Origin of the sequence: Streptomyces scopuliridis RB72 (genome assembly GCF_000718095.1) — a bacterium.
Classification (GTDB): domain Bacteria; phylum Actinomycetota; class Actinomycetes; order Streptomycetales; family Streptomycetaceae; genus Streptomyces; species Streptomyces scopuliridis.
In genome coordinates this window covers 86,577-108,312 of sequence record NZ_JOEI01000003.1, presented here as the reverse complement: position 1 = coordinate 108,312, position 21,736 = coordinate 86,577, and the positions used below count along the sequence as shown (strand labels likewise).

The following is a 21,736-nucleotide window of genomic DNA, read 5'->3' as shown; positions in this document are numbered from 1 at the left end:
TTTCCCCGCCAGCCGGGCCCTCCCGTCGGCCGGGCCCCTGTCGGGTCAGACCTTCTGGGTCAGACTTTCTGCGTCAGGCCTCCTGGGTCAGGCCTCCTGGGTCAGGTCGTAGAGGGTCGCGCCGTCGACGGTGACCTTCTTGAAGGTGGACTCCACCCATGTGGAGATCCCGGAGTTGGAACCGCCGAAGCCGCCACCTCCCCGGCCGCCACCGCCACCCTCGCCGCCCCCGCCGTCGCTGCCCTCGCCGCTCGACAGGAAGTAGTGGATCTTCCCGTCCGCGACGTACTGCTTGAACTGGTCGAGGGTCGGGGACGGGTCGCTGCCGTTGAAACCGCCGATCGCCATGACGGGCTTCTCGGTGGCGAGTTGATAGCTGGCCGCGTTCTGGGAGCCGATGGTCGCGGCGACCCAGGTGTAGTCGGAGGCGTCCTTCTTGAGCGCGGCCTCGGCCTCGGAGCTGACGGTCTGGCCGTTGAGGAGGCCGCCCATGGCGCCTCCGCCGCCCATACCGCCCCTGCCGGCCTGGCCGCCCTGGGGCAGCGCGCCGTTCGGCGGCAGCTGGCGCCGACCGCCGGCGGCCGGGGTCTGTCCCTGCCCCTGCGCCTGGCCCTGGCCCTGCCTCTGGCCCTGGCCCTGGCCCTGGCCTTGTCCCTGAGCCTGGCCTTGTCCCTGAGCCTGGCCTTGTCCCTGAGCCTGGCCCGCTGCCTGCTGACCGGGAGGCATCATCCCTGCCTCAGCTGCGCCACCGGCGCCGCGGGGCCCACCGCCGCCGCCGAATCCACCGCCACCCCGGGCGACGGCCGGTCCCGCCGTGATGATCGAGCCCCGGTACGCGGTGTTGACCGTGGTCAGCGTGTACGCGAGCGGCCCGGCGAGCGAGGCCGCGACCGCGAGACCCGCCGCCGCGAGCGCGAGCGGCCGGCCGAGCCTGCTCACGGCGAGCAGCCCGACCGCGGCCAGCAGACCGCCGATCAGCACCGCCCAGCGCAGCCACGGCACATAGTCCGGGGTCCGGCCGAGCAGGACATACGCCCACACCGCCGTCCCCGCCGCGGTGATCGCCAGCGCCACCGACGCCAGGATCCCGGCGCGCTCCTCCCAGAGCACGGCGACGCCCATGCCGATGACGGCCGCGATGTACGGCGCCAGTGCCACGGTGTAGTACTCGTGGAAGATGCCGGCCATGAAGCTGAAGACCGCGAGGGTCACCAGCAGCGAGCCGCCCCACACCAGGAACGCCGCGCGGGCCGTGTCCGTACGCGCGCTACGCCGGGTCACCACGAGTCCGACGACGAGCAGCAGCAGAGCGGCCGGGAGCAGCCAGGAGATCTGGCCGCCGATGGACTCGCTGAACATCCGGCCGATTCCGGTCGCGCCGCCGCGACCGCCCCCGCCGCCACCTCCGCCGACGCTGCCGGTCTCCTCGCCGTTGATCCGGCCGAGGCCGTTGTAGCCGAAGGTCAGTTCAAGGAAGGAGTTGGTCTGGGAGCCGCCGACGTACGGACGTGAGGACGCGGGCCACAGCTCCACGATCGCGACCCACCAGCCGCCGGAGACCACGATCGCGAGACCGGCGAGCGCGAGCTGGCCGAGCCGGCGCCGTACGGACGTGGGCGCGCACACCGCGTACACCAGCGCCAGCGCCGGCAGGATCAGAAACCCCTGGAGCGTCTTGGTCAGGAAGGCGAAACCGATCGCGATCCCCGCCCACACCAGCCACTTGGTCCGTCCGGCCTCCAGCGCGCGCAGTACGCAGTAGACGGCCGTGGTCATGAGCAGCGCGAGCAGCGCGTCCGGGTTGTTGAAGCGGAACATCATCACGGCGACGGGCGTGAGCGCCAGCACCACGGCCGCGGTCAGTCCGGCGACGGCGCTGAAGCGGCGGCGTACGGCGGCGTACAGCACCGCTACCGTGCCGAGCCCCATCAGCACCTCGGGCACCAGGATCTGCCACGAGCCGAGCCCGAAGAGCCGTACGGACAGGGCCATCGGCCAGAGCGCGGCCGGGGGCTTGTCGACGGTGATGGAGTTGCCCGCGTCGGAGGAGCCGAAGAAGAACGCCTTCCAGCTCTCGCTGCCCGCCTGGACGGCCGCGGAGTAGAAGGAGTTGGCGTAACCGGAATCGCTCAGATTCCACAACTGGAGCACTCCGGCGACCAGCAGGATGGCGAGCAGGGCCGGGCGTACCCAACTGGCGTCTTCGGCCCTGCCCCGCCAGAAGCGGACGGCGCGGCCTGCGGCGCGATGGCCTTGATGGTGCGCCGTCGCCGGAGGCCCGTCGGGCTGAAGGGTCATGGTCATCGTGCGGTCCTTGAGTCGAGGTCGGCGGTGTCGGAAGAAGCGGAGGCGGGAACGGGAACGGTGGCTGTGGCGGAGGAGACGGGAGTGGAGACCGGAGTGGAGGCCGTAGCCGAGGCCGTAGCCGAGGCCGGAGCGATGTCGCGGGCCGGGAGGTCGTCCGTACGGCGCTCGGGGAAGACCCAGGCGCGCAGGAGCAGGAAGCGCAGCACCGTCGCGGCGAGGTTGGCGGCGATCAGCACGGCCAGCTCCGTGGAGTGGGAGGGGGTGCCCGTGGCCGCGTCCAAGGCCGCCAGTGAACCGCTGGTCAGGGCCAGTCCGATGGCGAAGACGACCAGGCCCTGGGCCTGGTGACGTACGGCGCGTTCCCGGCCCCGTACCCCGAAGGTGAGCCTCCGGTTGGCGGCGGTGTTGGCGACCGCGGAGACCAGCAGGGCGGCCGCGTTGGCGAGTTGTGGACCCGCCATTGCACGGAAGACGGAGTAGAGCAGAAGATAGAAGAGCGTGGACAGGGCGCCCACGACGCAGAAGCCGACCAGTTGCCGGGCGAGTCCGCCGGGCACCCCACCGATCCGGCGGTCTCTCGGGTCATCCCCGAATGGCCTGGCCAGCCGGTCCAGAGGCAGCGCGCCCACCGCAAGTGCCCGCCCCACCCGCCAGACGCCCTTGAGATCCTCGGTCGCGGTCTTGACGATATGGACCGTGCTGTCGGGGTCGTCGATCCAGTCCACCGGGACTTCATGGATCCGCAGTCCGGCGCGTTCGGCGAGCACGAGCATCTCCGTGTCGAAGAACCACCCAGTGTCCTCGACCATCGGCAGCAGCCGCTGGGCGACGTCACGCCGTATGGCCTTGAACCCACACTGCGCGTCGCTGAAGCGCGCGGAGAGAGAGGACTTGAGGATGAGGTTGTAGGCGCGCGAGATGAACTCGCGCTTGGGGCCGCGTACGACCCGTGACGAACGGGACAGCCGTGACCCGATCGCCAGATCCGAGTGGCCCGAGATCAGCGGCGCCACGAGCGGGAGGAGAGCGTTGAGATCCGTGGACAGGTCCACGTCCATATAGGCGAGGACGGGTGCGTCGGAGTGCGACCACACGGTACGGAGCGCCCTGCCGCGGCCCTTCTGCTCCAGGCGGTACGCGCGTACCTCCGGGATCTCCGTGTCGAGCCGGGCCGCGACCTGCGGGGTCCGGTCGGTGCTGGCGTTGTCGGCGATGGTGATGCGAAAGCTGTACGGGAAGGTGCGGGCGAGGTGTTCGTGCAGGCGCCGCACACATGGTTCGAGGTCCTGCTCCTCGTTGTAGACGGGGATCGTCACGTCAAGTACGGGGGCATCGGTCACCTCGACCGGGAGATGCTCCCGGGCCGGGAGTGTGCCCCATGAAGTGTCGGTTCGCATGGGTCGACATTCGCGAGGCGCGCTGTCACGGCAGTGTGGTGAGGCTGTGCCCTGTCTGTGAGTCACGGCCGGGTCCCCACGGGCGCGGCTGGGGCTGATGTTGCCCGTGTGAGCGGTGAGTCTGCCCCTGGGCGGGCGGGCCGGGGAGACGTACGGAGAACACGGTCCGGCCGGGAACGCTCTGGACGGTGACGGTCCCGCCGTGCGCGGTGACGACCGCTTGGACGATCGCCAGGCCGAGGCCGGTGGAGCCGGCCGCGCGGGAGCGTGACGCGTCACCGCGTGCGAAGCGTTCGAAGACATGCGGCAGCAGCTCGGGCGGGATGCCGGGGCCGTCGTCCTGCACTTCGAGGACGACGGAGGATCCGCCGCCCGAGAACGCACCACCGTCCGACAATCCACCACCGTCCGGGAATCCCTCGACCGGGACTCCCTCGACCGGGACTCCCTCGACCGGGACTCCCTCGACCGAGGACCAGACGCCCGACGACCACACATCCCACGGTCCACCGCCCCAGTACCCGCCATCGCTTCTGCGGACGCGTGCGGTGACGGTGGTGCCGGGCGGGGTGTGCGTACGGGCGTTGGCGAGGAGGTTGACGAGCACTTGATGGAGGCGGGAGGCGTCGCCGTACACCGTGGCGGAGGGCTCGTCCGGCTCGGGCAGTTCAAGGCGCCAGTGGTGGTCCTGTCCGGCGGCATGGGCATCGCTCACCGCATCCACGACCAGAGGAGAGAGATCAGTGCTCTCGTACGAGAGCGGGCGTCCGGCGTCGAGCCGCGCCAGCAGCAGCAGATCCTCGACCAGGCCGGTCATCCGTTCCGCCTCGGCCTCGATACGTCCGAGCGCGCGCCGGGTGTCGGGGCCGGTCTCCTCGCGCCCGCGCCGGGTCAGTTCGGCGTATCCCCGGATCGAGGCGAGCGGCGTACGGAGCTCATGGCCGGCGTCGGCGACGAACTGCCGTACCCGCGTCTCGCTCTCCTGCCGGGCCGCGAGCGCGGACCCGACATGCCCCAGCATCCGGTTGAGCGCCGCACCGACCTGTCCGACCTCGGTGCGTGGATCGGCCTCGGCGGCGGGGACCCGTACGAGCGGGGCCACCTCACCGCTGTGCAGCGGCAGTTCGGAGACCCGGGTGGCGGTGGTGGCCACGCGCCTGAGAGGTCGCAGCGCGACGCCGACGAGCGCACTGCCCGCGATACCGGCGGCGATCAGCCCGGCGACGGTGACACAGACCTCCACGAGCACAAGGGTGTTGAGACTCTCCTGCACTTGAGCGGCCGGTATCCCCACGAGATAGGCGCCGTTGACGCCGACGACGTACTGGACCCGGTAGTCGACGCCCTCGGGCAGCGTGACGGTGTGTGCCGCGCTGTCCCGCGGGACGGCCGCTATGGCCGCCTTCTGCGCTTCGCTGAGCGGCGTTTCCGCGATCGGCGGCCAGGTGTTCTCGTTCTTCTGCAGGGAGCTCATCAGCCCCCGGCCGACCGAGCCGCCGGCCGTCAGCTCGACACCGACCGTACCCACAGGCGCGCCGCCGCCCGTGACGATCTTCAGTGGGTCCTTGACCTCGGGGAGGTTGCCGGGCGGCCGGTCGCCGTCGCCCGTACCTTTCCCCGTACCGCTTCCCGCGCCGCTTCCCGCGCCGCTTCCCGCGCCGCTTCCCGACCCGTCCCCCACGCCGTTCTCGCCGTTGTCGACCGCCTTTCCCGGCGGCGGTCCCGCGGCCCGCTTGGCGATGGCCTGCACCTGCGTGTCCAACTGGTCGTACAGATACGAGCGGTACGCGATCGTCGTGACCGCCCCGATCACCGTCCCGACGATCGCGATCAGCGTCACGGCCGACACGACGAGCCGGGTCCGCAAGGACCAGCGCCGCTTCGTCACCCCTCGCCTGCGTCCTTTCATCGCGGGGCGTCGCCCGGCTCACCAGGCTTGATCAGATAGCCGGCCCCGCGCCGGGTGTGGATCATCGGCGGGCGCCCCGCGTCGATCTTCCGCCGCAGATAGGAGATATACAGCTCGACGACATTGGCCTGGCCGCCGAAGTCGTACGACCACACCCGGTCCAGGATCTGCGCCTTGCTCAGCACCCGGCGCGGATTACGCATCAGATAGCGCAGCAGCTCGAACTCGGTCGCGGTCAGATGGATGGACTGCCCGTCGCGGGTGACGTCATGGCTGTCCTCGTCGAGCGTCAGATCCCCGACGACGAGCAGCGACTCACTGCGCACGGCCGCCGCGCCCGACCGCCGGATCAGCCCACGCAGCCGCGCCACGACCTCCTCCAGGCTGAACGGCTTGGTGACATAGTCGTCGCCGCCCGCGGTCAGCCCGGCGATCCGGTCCTCCACGGAGTCCTTCGCGGTGAGGAACAGCACGGGCACCTGCGGCAGCTCGCGACGCAGCCGGCCCAGGACCGCCAGCCCGTCCATGTCGGGCAGCATCACGTCCAGTACGACCGCGTCGGGCCGGAAGTCCCGCGCCGACCGCATGGCGCCGGCGCCGTCACCGGCGCTGCGCACCTCCCAGCCCTCGTACCGCAGGGCCATGGACAGCAGCTCGGTGAGCGAGGTCTCGTCGTCGACGACAAGCACGCGGACGGGGCTCCCGTCCGGCCTGAGCATTTCGGTGCGCCCCCGGGGCGAGGTGATGGTCATGCTGTTCACCCTGGGGACGGCCTCTGAGATTGACCTTTTCGCTTCCTGTGAAATCCCTGAGAAACGGCTGCGGGTCAATACACCCGGGGCCTACACGCCGCGGTCCAGATCCCCCGGGCCTTCCCCCTGGGCGTCGGCGATCCCGAAGAGCCGGGCCCCGTTCTCGTAACAGACCGCCCGCAGCCACGCGTCCCCCAGCCCCAGCCGCTCCAGGACCTCCAGCTGATGGACGTACGGATAGGGGATGTTCGGGAAGTCCGTCCCCAGCAGGATGCGGTCCCCCAGATCCGCCAGCCGCGCCCTCGCCTCCGCGGGGAACGGCGCGAGGCTCTCGCTGAAGTCCGTGAACGCCATGGTCGTGTCGAGCCTGACCTCCGCGTACCGCTCGGCGAGGTCCAGGAAGTCCACGTACTCCGGCATCCCGAGGTGCGCGACGATCAGCCGCAGCCGGGGGTGGCGCGCCAGCAGCCGTCCCACCGGCTCGGGCCCGGTGTACTTGCCGGGCGCGGGGCCGGAGCCGCAGTGCATCACCACCGGGACGGCGGCCTCGGCGAGCAGCCCCCAGACCCGGTCGAGCCGCTCGTCGTTCGGGTCGTACGCGCCCACCTGGAGATGCGACTTGAAGATCCGGGCGCCGCCGGCTCCCGCGCCGTCGGCTCCAGCACTGCCCTCTCCCGCGCCGCCGGCTCCCGCGCCGCCCTCGACGGCCTCACGTACGTACGCCTCGACGCCGTCCTCCGGGAAGAGCGTGGCCGTCCGCAGACAGTCCGGCGTACGCGCCGCGAACCCGGCGGCCCAGCCGTTCAGCCACTGCGCCATCCCCGGCTTGTGCGGGTAGAGCATCGAGGTGTACGCCCGCACGCCGAACGCGCGCAGCAGAGCGACGCGTTCGTCCTCCTCCTGCCGGTAGGAGATGGGCCACTCCCGCCCTATGAGCGGCCCGGCGGCGTCGAAGTACGCCCAGACCTTCCTGAGGACCCGCTCCGGCATGAAGTGCGTATGTACGTCGATGAGGCCCGGGAGCCCTGTCCGCTCCCGGAACCGCCGTACGGCCTCTACTTCACCCGCGTGACCGCTCATACCGGCCCACCGTCCCTTCAGAAGAGCCCGTCCTGCACCCCGTCGCTGTGCACGTCCCTGACCGGTACGGTGACCGCGCCTTCACCCCCGCCGCCGCCCGCCATCGCGGTCAACTCCCACCCGCTCATCAGCCGGGTGTCCAGGACCAGCATCCCGCCGTCCGCGGTGGCGAGATGGAGATCGGGCCCGGCGGCCGCCACCAGCCGCCCCGCGACGCACCCGCCGTCCACCAGCTCCACCACCACGCCGGTGGCCGGCTCCAGTCCGTCCAGACCGAAGGCCCCGGCATGGTCGGCCGCCGCGAACTCCAGTCGCTCCAGCGACCCCGGCCATCCTTCCAGCGCCACCGCCCGTACGTACAGCCGCTCGATCTCGGCCACCCGCTCCGCCGGCACCGGCAGCGCGGCCCGTACGGCCCGCTTCCGCGCGTACGGGATACGGTCCGGCACGCCCAGCGCCCTGCGCAGCAGCTCCTCGGTCCGCCGCGCGGCCATCAGCGGCCCGCGCCCGAGCCAGCTGAACGCGACCGCCCCCTGCTCCAGAAGGCGCGCGGGCCCACGCTCCTCGGCGGTGATCCCGACCTTCACCATCCCGGGCCCGAACCAGGCGAGATAGACGCGGTACGTCCGCGGATCATCGGCGATGGTGTCGGCGGCCACGGAATGCGCCCGGTCCAGCCGCGCGCACTCGCCGCACTGCCCACCGGTACCGCGCCCGCCGATCACCGCCCCGAGCGGACACCCATTCCCCCGCGCCCCGACGCACATCCGCGCCCCAACGGCACGAAACCCCAGGTCACGCCCGTACTCCAGCACGCTCTCCCGCCGCGCGCCGCCCGCGTCCCGCCGCCACCCGAGCACGGGCGCCCCCTCGCTCCAGCGAAGCCCCCGGCACGTCCACCCCATACCGCTCCCTCAGGAATCACCCACGCCACCGCCACCACTGGCAGGATGACAGCCACGGGCGACATGGTCGGGACGAGGCGCGGGGAGCTGTCGGCTGGACCGTCGACCCGCACGTCTACGACCCCGACCCGCACCCGAACGCGGTCGCCTGGTTCAAGACCTCGGCCCCGGCCGCGGAACTGATCAAGCGCGTGGACGGCTATCCGGAGCTCCTCGCGGCCCACGGCGTCGAATGCCACGTGATCGGCTCGACGCACCGGGTCGTTCGAACTCTGCGGTCCCACGAAGGAATCCTCCGTGGACACCGACCGATTCGCCTGTGTCCCGGCCAAGTCCCCGGACAGGACCGCGGGCTGACGAACGAGTACCCGATCCGAGGCCGCCCCGCCCGTGCGGCAGGAGTCCCCGTAGCCGTCTAAAGCCGTTTCAGGTTCCGGTCCAGGATCACCCGGAGCCGGTCCACGTCCGCGGGGTCCTGGGCGCCCCGCTTGGGCAGTACCCCGACTCCGGCCGCGCGTTCGCCGCCCAGCAGCACGAAGAGCACCGGCGTCTCCAGATACTCCCGGAACACCGTCCATTCCATGGTGAAGGACACCCGCTCGCCGGTGCTGACCGCACCGCGTTCGTCGGCCGCCATGTGGCACTGCCCGTACGGCTCCACGACACTGAACATCCGGCGGGCCATGACGCGCAGCCCTCGTACGGTGCCCCAGGACGCGATTGCCACGGAGAGCACCAGCGAGATGATCCAGACGGTCAGCGTGGCATCGCGGAGGGCCGAGAAGACGAACACGGCGATCGCCGCCATCAGCGGCGCCATGAGCGCCTGGGCCCGGCCCGCCGGTGACCGGCGGGCTCGCGCACGGAGCGCTTCCTCGAAGTCCGCGGCCGTCGGCCGGTAGACGAACTCCACGGCCGTACCGCGGTCCGTGTCCTGATGTGAGGAATCCCCGCCCCTGGTGTCCACGAGCGGGGATCCTAGCCAGGGAGTGTCAGGCAGATCAGGGCCGCCGTGCCAAGATCCACCGGACACCCCCGTGCCCTGGCCGGCATCGGGGCCCAAGGGCGACTCTGTCGGTCAGCAGGACGCGGGCGGGATGCTCTGCTCGTACTGGAAGACGTTGCGGGGGTCGTACTGTGCCTTGACCTTGCGCAGCCGGTCGAAGTTGGATTCCCAGTAGGCGGTTTCCCAGTCCTGCATGCCGATGTTCGGAACGTTGACGTAGGCGCCGTTCACGTAGGGCCGCAGTGCCTGGCTGAACTCGGCGATCCAGGTCTGGGCCTGCGTGGTCAGCTCGTCGCCGCTGCCCGGTTCTCCACGGGTCCCCCAGCCGACACCCGGCTCAGAGTAGAAGAGCGCATCACGATGAGGGAACGCCGTGCCACCGCGGGGGCTCTTCCTGACCGCTCCGCCGAAGGCCTGGGTGAAGAAGTTGGTGTCGTCCGTCGGCGCGTCCCGCATGAACGAGGCGATCACGCTGATCGCCTTCCTCGGGAACGGCTTGTCGGTGAACTGCGAGAAGAACTTCCAGTTCGCGGGCTCGTTCTCGGTCGGAATCTGGAATCCCGCGTATACGTCGCCCCAGTTGCCGACCTGCACCGAGACATTGGGACGACCGACCGACAGGATCGGGGCCAGCAGCTTCTTCGCCTCCGCAGGCGTTCCTTCCGCGAGGACCGCGAAAAGCAGGATCTGGTTTCTGTGAACTTCGAGCTGGGTGCCGAGGCGGTCGTCGGCGACCGGCGCCGTACGCTGCCACGTATCGAAGACCCCGTGCAGGTCCCCGAGGCCGTCCCACGTCGCTTGCACATAGGTGACGCTCTTCAGCGGAGCCACTTTATAGGTAAGTGACGTGGCGATCCCGAAGTTGCCGTTGCCCGCCCCGCGGAGCGCCCAGAGCAGGTCCGAATGGTTCTTCAGATCCGCCCTGATGACCTTGGCGCAGTCGGCGCCTTCCGCAACGACGATCTCGGCGCCGATCAGGCTGTCGCAGGCCATTCCGAGGTAACGGGTGAGGAAGCCGAAACCGCCGCCGAGCGTCGCACCGGCCAGGCCTACGCTGCCCTCCGTTCCGGTCGTCACCGCGAAGTTCTTCTTCGCGAGCGTGGTCACCGCTTCCAACTGGTTGAGCCCGGCGCCGACCGTCGCGGTGCGAGCGGCGGTGTCGATGTGGGCCGACTTCAGCTCGCTGACGTCGATCACGATGCCGTTGTCCACGTTCGACCAGCCCTCAAGGCTGTGGCCGCCGCTCCGCACCCGCAGCGCGACGTCGTGTTGCCGCGCCCACGTGAGGGCGTTGACCACGTCCTGGGTGTTCTGTGCGTAGACGATGACCAGCGGATAGTGGACGAAGAGCTCGTCCCAGCCGAGGCTCGCACTCGCGTAGTTGGGGTCGTTGGGACGGACGATGCGGCCGGTGAGTTGCGCCGGCTCGCACGTCGCACCGTCGGCCCCTCGGGTCGCGGCGCTCGCGCCCGGGGCTTCTGCGGCCGCAATGCCCGGGAGAACGACCGCACCAGCGCCGGCGGCTGCCGTCGCCTTGAGCATTCCGCGACGAGAAAAGTCCTGCATGCTTCGTATCCTCTCGACCGGGATACGCCAGCATTCGACTGAGGCACATCTCTTCCGTCGGCTGGCGCGTTCGATCCTTTGTGGACAATCTCTGGGGCCCGCAGATTAACAAGAGAGATCGTGATGGTGTCACCCGACACGCCAATTGAGGAAAATGCCTACTTGCCTCGGGCATCGCCTTGCGAAGGACCCCAGCGATGCTCGCTGGCGTAGCTGACGACGAGACGTCCGTCGCGTTTCCGAATAAAATTCACCCAACTGAACGACGAAAAGAAAATTACACTTATTCTCGCGCGCCCTGACGAATGAACCCACTGCGAAAAGATCCACGTTATCGCGGGATGATCTTCCCGATCCCGATCCACAGAAGAAGTAACGCTTCTTCCGAATTTACGCGGCGAGGAAGTCCCGATCACCCAGTCTCGCAAGCCATGGATCGATCCAGCTCACGCCACACCCGAGGGCACTTTCCTCGGATAGAGACTGAATAGTGAATTTACATAGATCAACCATATGCGCCGCATCGTCGCGCACTTTTTCGGCCGGAGACCTCGGCGTGAGTCCGGGAACGGCGATCAGCGGGTTCCCTCCGGCAAACGCTGGTGGTCTGACCCTCGTTCCGGGCGTCTACACCGCCTCGTCGACGCTCGGGCTCACCGGCACCCTCACCCTTGACGCCCAGGGCGACCCCAACGCTGTCCGGGTGTTCCAGGTCGGTTCGGGTCTGACCACGGCGTCCGCCAGCCGGGTGCTCCTGATCAACGGCGCTTCGCCGTGCGATGTGTACCGGCAGATCGGCAACTCGGCCACGCTGGGCACCGGCACCACGTTCGTGGGCACCATCATGGCCCTGACCTCCATCACGGTGACCACGAACGCGAGCATCGACGGCCGGGCGCTGGCCCGTAATGGTTCGGTGTCGCTGGACACCAACAGGATTACCCGCCCGCAGTCGGCAGGTCACCGCGTGGGTCTATCCGTTGTTCGAGCAGAACTGGCGGTTGTTCGCACCGGAACCCGAGTCAATCAACCGGCAGATCTCGGCGAGAACCGCGCACCTCACTGCGGACGGCACCGTGCGGGTGAGCACATGGTTCGATCTGAGCGCAGTTGATGATTCAGCGGTCGAGCACAACGTTTTCCCAAGCCATACGACACAGAACATGCTGCGCCGGGCCTGGACCTCTTACACCGAATTGCACGGCAGCGATGACGAGCCGCGTTCGGAGCGCGCCGTAATGATCCAGAAGTATCTGCGCAATATCGCGGCGGACCGTGTCGCCGCCCATCGCCGTGGTGCCTTCGAGTCCATTCAACTTCGCGTCACCAGTCTGCCCATTGCCCCGCCCGCCACAGCGAATGGCGGCCGCCCGGAGGCCAGGACCGCACCGGCGCCGAGCGACATCCGTGTCCTCCCCTGGTGGAAGGTGACCCCCGATGGGAACTGAACAGGAGCCGGTCGCGGCATCCGTACCCCGTCCCCGCTCCCGCCCACGAGGGCGCACGGAAGGCTCGCGGCTTCTCCACCGGGCCGGTGGTGCTCTCTCGGCCACACTGACCGAGCGGCCCGTGTCCCTGTACGCCGCGGCGGTGCTGCGCATCGGGTACGGCCTGCTCTACCTCGTCTTCCTGCTGCGCGAGTTCCCCCACCGCGACGAGATCTGGGGGCCGGGTTCCGCGTGGACGCCCACGCTGGCGAAGCAGTTGCTCGACCAGACGGAATGGGCGAGCATCCTGACACTGTCCGACAGCAGGGCGTACTTCGAGGTCTGCTACGCGCTGGCCGTCGTGACGTCCGCACTCTTCATGCTGGGCTGGCGGACCAGAGCCGTGTCCGTGCTGTTCGCGGTGGTGGTGTCCTCGTTCCACGCCAGGTCGATCTTCATGACGGACGGAGGAGACAACCTCATCCTCCTCATGACCGTCTACCTCGTCCTCACCGCGTGCGGCCGACGCTGGTCCCTCGACGCCCGCAGGGCCCGGCTCCGAGCCTCCCGGGACAGAGCGCCGAAGCGGCCGGCCGACTCACGCGGAACCGGACGTACGGGTCAACTCGGCAATGCGCGAAAGACGTTGGTCACTGTCCTGCACAACTGCGGCATGTTCGTCATCGCCGCCCAGATCTGCATCCTCTACGGCTCCGCCGGCCTGTACAAGGTGCAGGGAGCCGTCTGGGGCAACGGCACGGCTCTCCACTACGTGCTGAACCTCGATCTGTTCCGGCCCTGGCCCGCGCTGTCCCTCATGGCGGACGGCCACGTGATGCTGATCGCCATCGTCGGCTACCTGACCGTTCTGTTGCAGGTCGCCTTCCCGTTCGTCCTGTTCGGCCGGCTCAAGTACCCCGTCCTGACAATGCTGCTGGGCATGCACATCGGCATCGCGGTACTCATGGGGCTACCGCTCTTCTCCGGCGCGATGATCATCGCGGATGCCGCGTTCCTCCCGGACCGCTTCTACCAGTCCCTGGGGCAGCTGTGGCGGCGCACTCCTCGGCCGGCAGAGACCACCGAGCCGGGCTCATCAGGTGAAGGCACCGCGATCGTCCCGCCGCAGCCCGGCCCTGCCGTCGTACAGAGGACAGGCTGATTGTTGGCTATCACTGGCGCCTGTCCGTCCGCCCCGCTCGCTGACCGCGTCCTCCCTGAGCTTCACAGGCCCCTCGCAGTAAACCGGCCGCGCGCACTCTCGTTGATCAGGACGTGTCGAAATCCAACCCGGCCTCTGAGCCCTGGGTGAGGGCCGGCACGGCCGCGGTGTAACCGGGCCAACTCTGCGAGCACGCCAAACGCCGGAGGCCCATCGATCTCTCGATGGGCCTCCGGCCTGCTGTGCACTCGGCAGGATTCGAACCTGCAACCTTCTGATCCGTAGTCAGATGCTCTATCCGTTAAGCTACGAGTGCTTGGCGTTCCGGGTTTTTCTTCCCGGTCGGCGTTGCGGGAACAACATTACATGACCTGTGGCGCCAGGTGAAATCCATTAGCCGGACCACCGCTGACCTGCGAAAACGCCTCAGAATCGACCCCAGAACCGCGCGTCGGCGTCCGGGCGGACGATCATTCGTGGGGGCGGTCACTCGTACGGACCATCGCTGCCGGAACGGCCGAAGCCCCGGCCGTGGGGCCGGGGCTTCGGTGATCAACACGCGGAGGCGGAGGGATTTGAACCCTCGATGGGCTTTAAGACCCAAACCGCATTAGCAGTGCGGCGCCATAGACCGGACTAGGCGACGCCTCCAGCACACCCGCGCGGGCGCGGATGGTGCGTGCAGATGATGACACAGCCAGGTGGGGTGTCACCAATCGCTTCTCACGGTACTAGGCGGGTGGCCCACAGAGCAAAGCGCTTCCGGGTGCGCAACGCCGGGGCTTGACGCGCGTTAGAGAGGGCGGGGCGCCGGCCCCGGATCCGTCACCCGTCACCCGTCACCCGTCACCCGTCACCCGTCACCCGTCACCCGTCACCCGTCACCCGTCACCCGTCAGGAGCTTCCATGCTGCGTCGCCTCGTCCTCACCGCCGCCGCCTCCGTCGCCGCGTCCGCCGCCCTGCTGGGCGCCGTCGCGCCCGCCGCCTCCGCGGACGCCTCGGCCCGCGCCGACACGGGCGCCTTCACCGAGTCCGCCGGCGGCACGCTCACGCGGCTCGCGCCCGTACCGCTGCCGCCGGCCGAAGACGCTCCGGACGAGTTCACGGTCACCGTCGCGGACTCCGGGCTCCGGGGCGCCGACGGCACGTACCGGCTGAAGTGCCGGCCCGCCGGGGGAACGCATCAGCAGGCGCGGGCCGCGTGCGACCGGCTGGCGCAGCTGGCGAGCGAGAAGAAGGATCCGTTCGCGCCGGTGGCGAAGGGCACGCAGTGCACGATGCTGTACGGCGGTGACGCCACGGCCCGCATCACCGGCACCTGGCAGGGGCACGCCGTCGACGCCACGTTCAACCGGAAGAACGGGTGCGAGATCGCCCGCTGGCAGACGCTGGAGCCGGTGCTGCCGAGCACGCGGGCGTAGGGCCCGCACGGTCCGTACGTACGCACGTGGCCCCACGCACGCACGTGGCCCCACGCACGCACGTGGCGCCACATACCCACGCAGCTCCGGCCGGACCGCGTGTCGGCTCGTACGGGCGCCTGCCCCGGCCCGGTCGGAGCAGGCGCGCCCAGTCGGGCAGTACACCCCACAATGAGGCAATTGCGAGGTGCGGAAAGCCCCGTGAAAGGCCACTGGCACAGGCCATTCGCACACAACCCCTGCGAGAGCTCCCGCTCATCCGCCGTCGCGGCCGGCTCCCCAGCCTTTAGACTCCCTTCCGTGACAGGCCGGAACCCGAGGGGCAAGATGGGTGCCGCGGTCCGCAAGGTGCAGTGGTTCAGGGAGGAAGCGTCGTCGTGAGCAGCAGGCCATCGCGAGGCGCTGCTCGCCTCGCGGCGATACTCGACGCACTCCCCGACGGCTTGGTGCTCGTCAACGCCAACGGCACGGTCGTCAACGCCAACACCATCGCGCTGGAGATGTTCGAGACCCCCGGCACCGCGCTGGTCGGCCGCGGGCTGCTCGATCTGCTGCCCGAGTTCGACTCCAAGCTGATCCCCGGTTCGATGCGCCGCCCGGAAGCGGCCGACGCGCGCGGCCGTACGAAGCCGACGCGGATGATCGCACGGCGTACGGACGGCGGTGAGTTCCCGGCCGAGGTGACCAGCGCGAGCCTGGAGGACGGCCGGGACGCGTACAACGACTCGCACAGCTACACCGGCGACGAACTGCTGATGCTGGTCGTACGCGATCTCTCCGGCACGATGGACACCGAAGCCGAGCTGGCACGCTCGCAGCGGCAGACCGAGATGATCCTGCGGGCGGCCTCGGAAGGTGTCGTCGGTACGGACACCGACGGCCGCGTCGTCCTCGTCAACCCCGCCGCCGCGCAGATCCTCGGCTTCCGCGCCAGCGATCTCGGCGGCCACCAGCTGCACCCGCTGATCCTGCACTCGCGCGCGGACGGCGAGCCCTTCCCGTACGAGGACTCACCGCTCGCGGACACGCTCAGGTCGGGCCGCAAGCACCGGGTGCGCGGGCAGGTGCTGTGGGCGAAGAGCGGCAAGCAGGTGCCGGTCGATCTGACGACCGCGCCCGTACGGGACGGCGATCAGCTCGTCGGCGCCGTGATGACCTTCACCGACCGGCGTCCGTACGACGAACTCACCGAGCAGCACGCCGCCGAGCTGGCCGCCGCGGAGGAACGGCACACCGCGGAGCTGACGGAGACCACGGAGCGCCTCACCACCGAGCTGTCGGACACGACCGCGCGCCTCCGCGCCGAGCTGGCGGAGACCACCGAGCGGCTGAGCGCCGAGCTGGACGAGGCGGCAGAACGGCACGCGGCGGAGCTCGCGGACCGCAGCGACCGGTACGCGGCCGAGATCGAGGAGCTGACGGAGCGGTACGGCGAGACGTCCGACCGGCACTCCCAGCTGACCGCCGTGCTCGGCGAATCGCTGCGCGGGCCGCTGGTCGAGCTGCGCGGCGAACTGACCACGCTCGCCGCCGACCCGGCCGGACAGCTCTGGCCCGAGGCCAACCAGATCCTGCACCATCTGGCCGCCGGTTACTCGCGGATGACGACGCTCGTCGACAACGTCCTCGGGTATCAGCGGCTCGACGCGGGTACGGAACAGCTGATCAAGACGAACACCCTGCTCGACGGGGTCGTGGCGGCCGGAGTGGAGGGCGCGGTCGAGCTGATCGGGCCCGGCCGGGCGCAGTTCGCGGTGCACGCCCCGCCGATCGAGGCCGAGGTGGACCCGGGCCGGCTGGCGACGGCGCTCGCGCATCTGGTCGCCGATGTGGCCGGGGTCGACTCGACGGGCCGGGCCAGGCTGGTGCCGGGCGGCGGATACGTGGACTCGACGATCGTGGTGGCCGCGGCGCAGCGCGGCGATGTCGTACGGATCGAGGTGCGCGGGCCGTTCGCCGGGGGCGATCCGGTGCATGAGCCGATCGTCCGCGGGATCGTACGGGCGCACGGCGGGGTGCTCCAGACGCACGAGATGCCGGGTATGGGCGGCAGCGCGTATGTGCTGGAGCTGCCGCTGGGCGAGGGCGCGGGCACGGTCAAGCCGCCCGCCGGGATGCCGGGGTCCGCACAGCCCGCCCTGCCGGCGCAGGTAGCCGGGACGGGAGCGGGAGCGGGGACTTCGGGCGGCGGCAGGCGACGCGCGCGGCGGGCGTCCACGGACGCGTTCCTGGCGTCCGCGACGGAGACGGAGGACGCCGGGGAACCTACGGGACGGCGCAGGGCGCGCGCGGCGGAGCCGGGGGCTGAAGCCGGGGTCGCGGCCGGCACGGCTGGGGCCGGGGCTGCTCTGGCTGGGACGGCTGGGGCCGGGGCCGGGACGGAGGGCGCCGGTCTCGGGGGCCCGGGAGTCCGGCAGGATCTGATCCCCGCGCAGGACTCCGGCGGGGGCAGTGGCACGGGCCGTCGGCGTGGCCGTCCGAGCCCCGCTGACGACGCTGCTGCGGCTGCCGGCGGGCCGGGCGCCGCTGGACCTGGTGCCGGCGGGCCGGGCGCCGCTGGACCTGGTGTCGGCGGGCCGGGTGTCGCCGGGCCCAACCCGGGGTCCGCTGTCGCGCTGCCGGCAGCCCCGCCCTCCGAAGGGTCGGTCGTGACCGCCGCCGAGGGCGCGCATCCGACCGGACGGGCGGCGCTGGGCCAGGCCGTCCCGCCGCAGGGTGTCCCCACGGAGGCCGCCGGGACGGGGCGCCGGGCTCGGCACGGAGGCCAGGGCGGACCAGGTGGCCAGGGCGGACAGGGCGGACAGGGCGGACAGGCTCAGCGGGCGCTTCCCGCGCTTCCGGCCGGTCCTATGGCGCCCGCCGCCCCCGTATCCGCACCCGTACCGCCGCCCGCTCCGGCCGGCGTCGCCGTACCCGCCTCGCCCGGCGCTCCTGCCGCGCCGACCGCCGCCGTTCCAGGACCGGCACCGGCACCCATGCCGATGCCTTCCGCTCAGCCGACACCACCGGCCGGGCGCCGTGCCCGGCGCGCGCTCGCCCCCGCGCAGGAGCGGCACATCCCCGTGCCCGCCGAGCCGGAGGGCGCGCGCAGCCCGTTCGCACTCCCGCCCGCCGAGGCCGACCGCACGCCCGCGCCAGGGCCTGGTCAGGGCCCCGCCGCCCCACCCGCGCCGGGCGGCTCCCTGCCGAGCCGCCATGACGCCGTACGGACGAACCCGGACGACGACCACACCCCGCCGCAGCCGCACCCGCTGCCGTCCCGGCGCAGGGAGGCGTTCGCCGAGACCGAGGACGCCCCGAATCCGAACGCCTGGGGAAGCCCCGACCGGACCCCGCCCGGCCGGTCCGCCGCCGGCCACGATTACGGCCATGGCGTGGACCCCGCGTCCGGCCCGGCATCCGGTACCGGACCGGCGTCCAACGGCCAGGGGATGCCCACGACTTCGGGCTTCGGCACGATGGCCCCGCCCCCGGGCTGGCCCGACGACCCCGCCACGGGCAACGCGACCGGCAGCACGCAGGTCCCGCCGGCCGCCCGTATCGCCCCGGCACCCGGGGCCGTACCTGAGGACGCTCCCGCCCAGCCGCCGTCCTCGTCCGCCGCCGTCGCCGCCGTACCGAGTCCCCGGCGCGGTGCTCATCAGCCGCTCCCGCCCGCGCAGCCCCTGCCCGAAGAGGCGCCGGTCTCGCCGGACTCCACACAGGGGCGGGCCTACAGCGTGCGCACCCTCGGCCAGGGTGTCCCCTTCGCGCAGCAGCTCCCCCACCACCAGAACCAGCCCCAGGCCCAGGCTCCGGGCCAGGCCCCGAACCAGCCTCAGTCCCTCGGCTCCGGCCGCCGCCGCAAGCTCGGCACCCCGCCCGACGGCACCGAACGCCCCGACCTGACCGCCCCGGGCCCCGGCTCCGGCGCGCACCCCGCCGGCGGCGCGTCGCAGGGCGGCTCGCGCCTGCCCCACGCCCATCCCGAGGGACGTTCGTACGCGATAGGAGCGCCCGACGAGGGCGCCGAGGGCCCCGAGCCGCTGGACGGCCCCGGCGGCGCGGTCGAGGTGGCCAACCGCCCGCAGCCGCGGCCCGTCGACGACGAACTCCCCCCGGAGCCGCTCGACAACCCCCGCCGGCTGCTGGTCTGGCCCGCGCCGGACGTCTCCACCCAGCAGGCGCTGAGCGACCGCGGCTACCGCCCGGTGGTCGTGCACTCCCGCGAGGAGGTCGACGCGCAGATCGCCGCGTTCCCGGCGGCGCTGTTCGTCGACCCGCTGACCGGACCGATCACCCGTACCGCGCTCCAGTCACTGCGCCAGGCCGCGGTCGCCGCCGAGGTCCCCGTCCTGGTGACGGCGGGTCTCGGGCAGGCGACCCGCGAAGCGGCGTACGGCGCCGATCCGGCCGTACTCCTCAAGGCCCTGGCCCCGCGCGACAGCGAACAGCACCCCTCGCGCGTCCTGCTGATCGAGGAGAACGAGGAGATCGCGCTCGCCCTGACGGAGACGCTGGAGCGGCGCGGCATGCAGGTCGCGCGCGCGGCCACCGACAACGAAGCGGTCAACCTCGCGAGCCAGATGCGGCCCAACCTGGTGGTCATGGACCTGATGCAGGTACGCCGCCGACGCGCCGGGATCATCGACTGGCTGCGGGCGAACGGCCAGTTGAACCGTACGCCGCTGGTGATCTACACCTCGGCGGGAATCGACCGGACGGAACTGCCGCGGCTCGCCTCCGGGGAGACGGTGCTGTTCCTGGCCGAGCGCTCCACCAGCGACGAGGTGCAGTCCAGGATCGTGGACCTGCTCGCGAAGATCGGGACGAACTAGTGCCCCTCCCGGCAAGCTTTGCCCCGTCACGCCGCCCATCACGCACGCTCCTTCGGGGCAAACATTGCCGGTCGCGGCACTGGACGGGTGGGTGTCGGGGCGGTGCGGTGCGGGTCGCCGCCGCCCCGTACCGCACGACCCCGCACCGACCACAGCTCCCCGGCCAGGCCCTGTCCGGTCCTAGAGCCGAGTGACGTCCAGCTCCCCGTCCGCGTACTGCTTGCGGATCACCTTCTTGTCGAACTTCCCGACGCTCGTCTTCGGCACCGCTGACACCACCGTCCACCGCTCCGGCAGCTGCCACTTCGCGATCGTCCCGGCGAGGAACTCCCTCAGCGACGCGTAGTCGGCCGTCGCCCCGTCCTTGAGGACGACCGTCGCGAGCGGCCGCTCGCCCCACTTGTCGTCCGGTACGGCCACGACCGCGGCCTCCGCCACCTCCGGGTGGGCCATCAGCGCGTTCTCCAGCTCGACGCTGGAGATCCACTCGCCGCCGGACTTGATGACGTCCTTGGCGCGGTCGGTGAGCGTGAGATAGCCGTCCGGGCTGATGGTCCCCACATCGCCGGTCCTGAGCCAGCCGTCCTCGCTGAACTTGTCAGCGGGCTTGATCGGCTCACCGCCCGCGCCCCCGTAGTACGCCCCGGCGATCCAGGGACCTCGTACCTCCAGCTCGCCGGCCGACTCACCGTCCCAGGGCAGGACGTCGCCACGGGGCCCGGCCAGCCGGGCCTCGACACCGGCCGGGAAGCGGCCCTGGGTGATGCGGTACGGCCACTCCTCCTCGGCGGTGAGCCCGGCGGGCGGGTTGGACATCGTGCCGAGCGGCGAGGTCTCCGTCATGCCCCAGGCGTGGCAGAGCCGTACCCCGAGCTTGTCGTACGCCTCCATCAGCGCGGGCGGACAGGCCGCGCCGCCGATGGTGACGCGGGCCATCGAGGTCAGATCGCGCGGGCGGACGGTGACCTCGGCCAGCAGCCCCTGCCAGATGGTGGGGACCGCGGCGGCGTGCGTGGGCTTCTCTCGCTCGATCATCTCGGCGAGCGGGGCGGCCTGGAGGAAACGGTCGGGCATCAGCATGCTGACGCCGGCCATGAAGGTGGCGTGCGGCAGGCCCCAGGCGTTCACATGAAACTGCGGGACGACGACCAGCGTGGTGTCCATGTCCGTCAGTCCCATCGACTCGGACATGTTGACCTGCATGGAGTGCAGATAGATGGAGCGGTGGGAGTAGACGACGCCCTTGGGGTCACCGGTGGTGCCGGAGGTGTAGCACATGGCCGCGGCGGACCGCTCGTCCAGCTCGGGCCAGTCGAACGTGGTGGGGCGGCCGGCGATCAGCTCGTCGTAGTCGTGCACGCGTACGGTCGCCCCGTCGAGCAGCGCGCGGTCGCCGGGACCGGAGACGATGACGTGCTCGACGGTCGGCAGCTGCGGGAGGAGCGGGGCGAGCAGCGGCAGCAGCGACCCGTTCGCGAGGATCACGCGGTCGGCCGCGTGCCGGACGATCCAGATCAGCTGCTCGGCCGGGAGCCGGAGGTTGAGGGTGTGGAGGACCGCGCCCATCGAGGGGATCGCGAGATACGCCTCGACATGCTCGGCGTTGTTCCACATGAGGGTGGCGACACGTTCGTCGTCGACGACTCCGAGTTCGTCACGCAGGGCATTCGCGAGCCGCGTCGCGCGCCCGCCGACCTCGGCGAAGCTGCGGCGCTGTGGCTCGCTCTCGCCGGTCCAGGTCGTGACCTGTGACTTTCCATGGATGGTCATCCCGTGGTGCAGGATGCGGGTCACAGTCAGCGGTACGTCCTGCATGGTGCTCAGCACGGCGTCCTCCCGGTGGGCGCTTGCGCTACGTGGCAGTTAACGGTTGCGGAGATTCTGCGCACGTACCGCGCGGTATGTCACTACCCGGGAGTAGAAAGCACGGCCGGAAGGCAAACTCTTCGGCCTACCGGGATCCGACCGGAATCACGGGGGTTGTT

General features: G+C 70.8%; 14 protein-coding genes and 2 tRNA genes. 5 read left to right on the top strand and 11 right to left on the bottom strand.

Annotated features, from left to right (window positions below):
* Positions 1–87: 87 nt before the first annotated feature.
* The 8 genes from IF11_RS0103725 to IF11_RS0103690 all read right to left on the bottom strand — a co-directional run bounded on the left by IF11_RS0103725 (position 88) and on the right by IF11_RS0103690 (position 10,898).
* A complete protein-coding gene (locus IF11_RS0103725) occupies positions 88–2,304 on the bottom strand; it encodes a glycosyltransferase family 39 protein (protein WP_030349945.1) in 2,217 nt (738 codons plus the stop codon).
* The gene (locus IF11_RS0103720) at positions 2,301–3,704 is read right to left on the bottom strand and encodes a bifunctional glycosyltransferase family 2/GtrA family protein (RefSeq protein WP_078490409.1); all 1,404 of its coding nucleotides are present in this window, start codon (positions 3,702–3,704) and stop codon (positions 2,301–2,303) included. The genes IF11_RS0103725 and IF11_RS0103720 overlap by 4 nt, the downstream gene beginning before the upstream one ends.
* Before the next feature lie 25 nt (positions 3,705–3,729).
* Complete coding sequence (locus IF11_RS38405) at positions 3,730–5,613, bottom strand: sensor histidine kinase (protein ID WP_078490408.1); 1,884 nt, start codon at positions 5,611–5,613, stop codon at positions 3,730–3,732.
* The gene (locus IF11_RS0103710; RefSeq protein WP_030349942.1) at positions 5,610–6,365 is read right to left on the bottom strand and encodes a response regulator transcription factor; all 756 of its coding nucleotides are present in this window, start codon (positions 6,363–6,365) and stop codon (positions 5,610–5,612) included. The genes IF11_RS38405 and IF11_RS0103710 overlap by 4 nt, the downstream gene beginning before the upstream one ends.
* Positions 6,366–6,455: 90 nt before the next feature.
* Entirely contained in the window at positions 6,456–7,445 is a 990-nt protein-coding gene (locus tag IF11_RS0103705; RefSeq protein ID WP_037726962.1) for an amidohydrolase family protein, read from the bottom strand.
* 17 nt (positions 7,446–7,462) lie between these two features.
* Positions 7,463–8,350, bottom strand: coding sequence for a DUF2797 domain-containing protein (locus tag IF11_RS0103700; RefSeq protein ID WP_030349940.1), 888 nt, complete (start codon positions 8,348–8,350; stop codon positions 7,463–7,465).
* Between the two features lie 415 nt (positions 8,351–8,765).
* The gene (locus tag IF11_RS0103695) at positions 8,766–9,317 is read right to left on the bottom strand and encodes a hypothetical protein (RefSeq protein WP_030349939.1); all 552 of its coding nucleotides are present in this window, start codon (positions 9,315–9,317) and stop codon (positions 8,766–8,768) included.
* A 111-nt stretch (positions 9,318–9,428) separates the two neighbouring features.
* Positions 9,429–10,898: an FAD-binding oxidoreductase gene (locus tag IF11_RS0103690; protein ID WP_240627509.1), complete on the bottom strand. Its 1,470-nt coding sequence runs from the start codon at positions 10,896–10,898 to the stop codon at positions 9,429–9,431.
* Positions 10,899–11,478: 580 nt separating this feature from the next.
* Between IF11_RS0103690 and IF11_RS38400 the strand changes: the two genes are divergently transcribed.
* From IF11_RS38400 to IF11_RS0103680, 3 genes are read left to right on the top strand one after another with little or no spacing between them, the layout of a single operon-like run.
* Positions 11,479–12,036 carry an ice-binding family protein gene (locus IF11_RS38400; protein WP_420894553.1) on the top strand — a complete coding sequence of 186 codons (558 nt, stop codon included), beginning with the start codon at positions 11,479–11,481 and terminating at the stop codon, positions 12,034–12,036.
* A complete protein-coding gene (locus tag IF11_RS38395) occupies positions 11,924–12,370 on the top strand; it encodes a DUF5819 family protein (RefSeq protein WP_420894552.1) in 447 nt (148 codons plus the stop codon). The genes IF11_RS38400 and IF11_RS38395 overlap by 113 nt, the downstream gene beginning before the upstream one ends.
* A complete protein-coding gene (locus IF11_RS0103680) occupies positions 12,360–13,511 on the top strand; it encodes an HTTM domain-containing protein (RefSeq protein ID WP_106979097.1) in 1,152 nt (383 codons plus the stop codon). Before IF11_RS38395 ends, IF11_RS0103680 begins: the two co-directional genes overlap by 11 nt.
* 243 nt (positions 13,512–13,754) lie before the next feature.
* Here IF11_RS0103680 and IF11_RS0103675 read toward each other — a convergent pair.
* Both IF11_RS0103675 and IF11_RS0103670 read right to left on the bottom strand, forming a co-directional pair.
* A tRNA-Arg gene (locus tag IF11_RS0103675) sits at positions 13,755–13,827 on the bottom strand.
* A gap of 244 nt (positions 13,828–14,071) precedes the next feature.
* Positions 14,072–14,162, bottom strand: a tRNA-Ser gene (locus tag IF11_RS0103670).
* A 256-nt stretch (positions 14,163–14,418) separates the two neighbouring features.
* Here IF11_RS0103670 and IF11_RS0103665 point away from each other — a divergent pair.
* Entirely contained in the window at positions 14,419–14,934 is a 516-nt protein-coding gene (locus IF11_RS0103665) for an SSI family serine proteinase inhibitor (protein WP_030349935.1), read from the top strand.
* A 377-nt stretch (positions 14,935–15,311) separates the two neighbouring features.
* Positions 15,312–19,751 (top strand): hybrid sensor histidine kinase/response regulator, encoded by a 4,440-nt coding sequence (locus IF11_RS0103660; protein ID WP_030349934.1) that lies wholly within the window; start codon positions 15,312–15,314, stop codon positions 19,749–19,751.
* A 180-nt stretch (positions 19,752–19,931) separates the two neighbouring features.
* Here IF11_RS0103660 and IF11_RS0103655 read toward each other — a convergent pair whose 3' ends face one another.
* On the bottom strand, positions 19,932–21,578 hold the full coding sequence (locus IF11_RS0103655; protein WP_030349933.1) for a long-chain fatty acid--CoA ligase: 1,647 nt from the start codon (positions 21,576–21,578) through the stop codon (positions 19,932–19,934).
* Positions 21,579–21,736: the final 158 nt, after the last annotated feature.

Coding starts and splice junctions, on each gene's coding strand:
- IF11_RS0103705 (WP_037726962.1), bottom strand. CDS start 7,445: ATGAGCGGTCACGCGGGTGAAGTAGAGGCCGTACGGCGGTTCCGGGAG.
- IF11_RS0103725 (WP_030349945.1), bottom strand. CDS start 2,304: ATGACCATGACCCTTCAGCCCGACGGGCCTCCGGCGACGGCGCACCAT.
- IF11_RS38405 (WP_078490408.1), bottom strand. CDS start 5,613: ATGAAAGGACGCAGGCGAGGGGTGACGAAGCGGCGCTGGTCCTTGCGG.
- IF11_RS0103680 (WP_106979097.1), top strand. CDS start 12,360: ATGGGAACTGAACAGGAGCCGGTCGCGGCATCCGTACCCCGTCCCCGC.
- IF11_RS0103720 (WP_078490409.1), bottom strand. CDS start 3,704: ATGCGAACCGACACTTCATGGGGCACACTCCCGGCCCGGGAGCATCTC.
- IF11_RS0103700 (WP_030349940.1), bottom strand. CDS start 8,350: ATGGGGTGGACGTGCCGGGGGCTTCGCTGGAGCGAGGGGGCGCCCGTG.
- IF11_RS0103665 (WP_030349935.1), top strand. CDS start 14,419: ATGCTGCGTCGCCTCGTCCTCACCGCCGCCGCCTCCGTCGCCGCGTCC.
- IF11_RS0103710 (WP_030349942.1), bottom strand. CDS start 6,365: ATGACCATCACCTCGCCCCGGGGGCGCACCGAAATGCTCAGGCCGGAC.
- IF11_RS0103690 (WP_240627509.1), bottom strand. CDS start 10,898: ATGCTCAAGGCGACGGCAGCCGCCGGCGCTGGTGCGGTCGTTCTCCCG.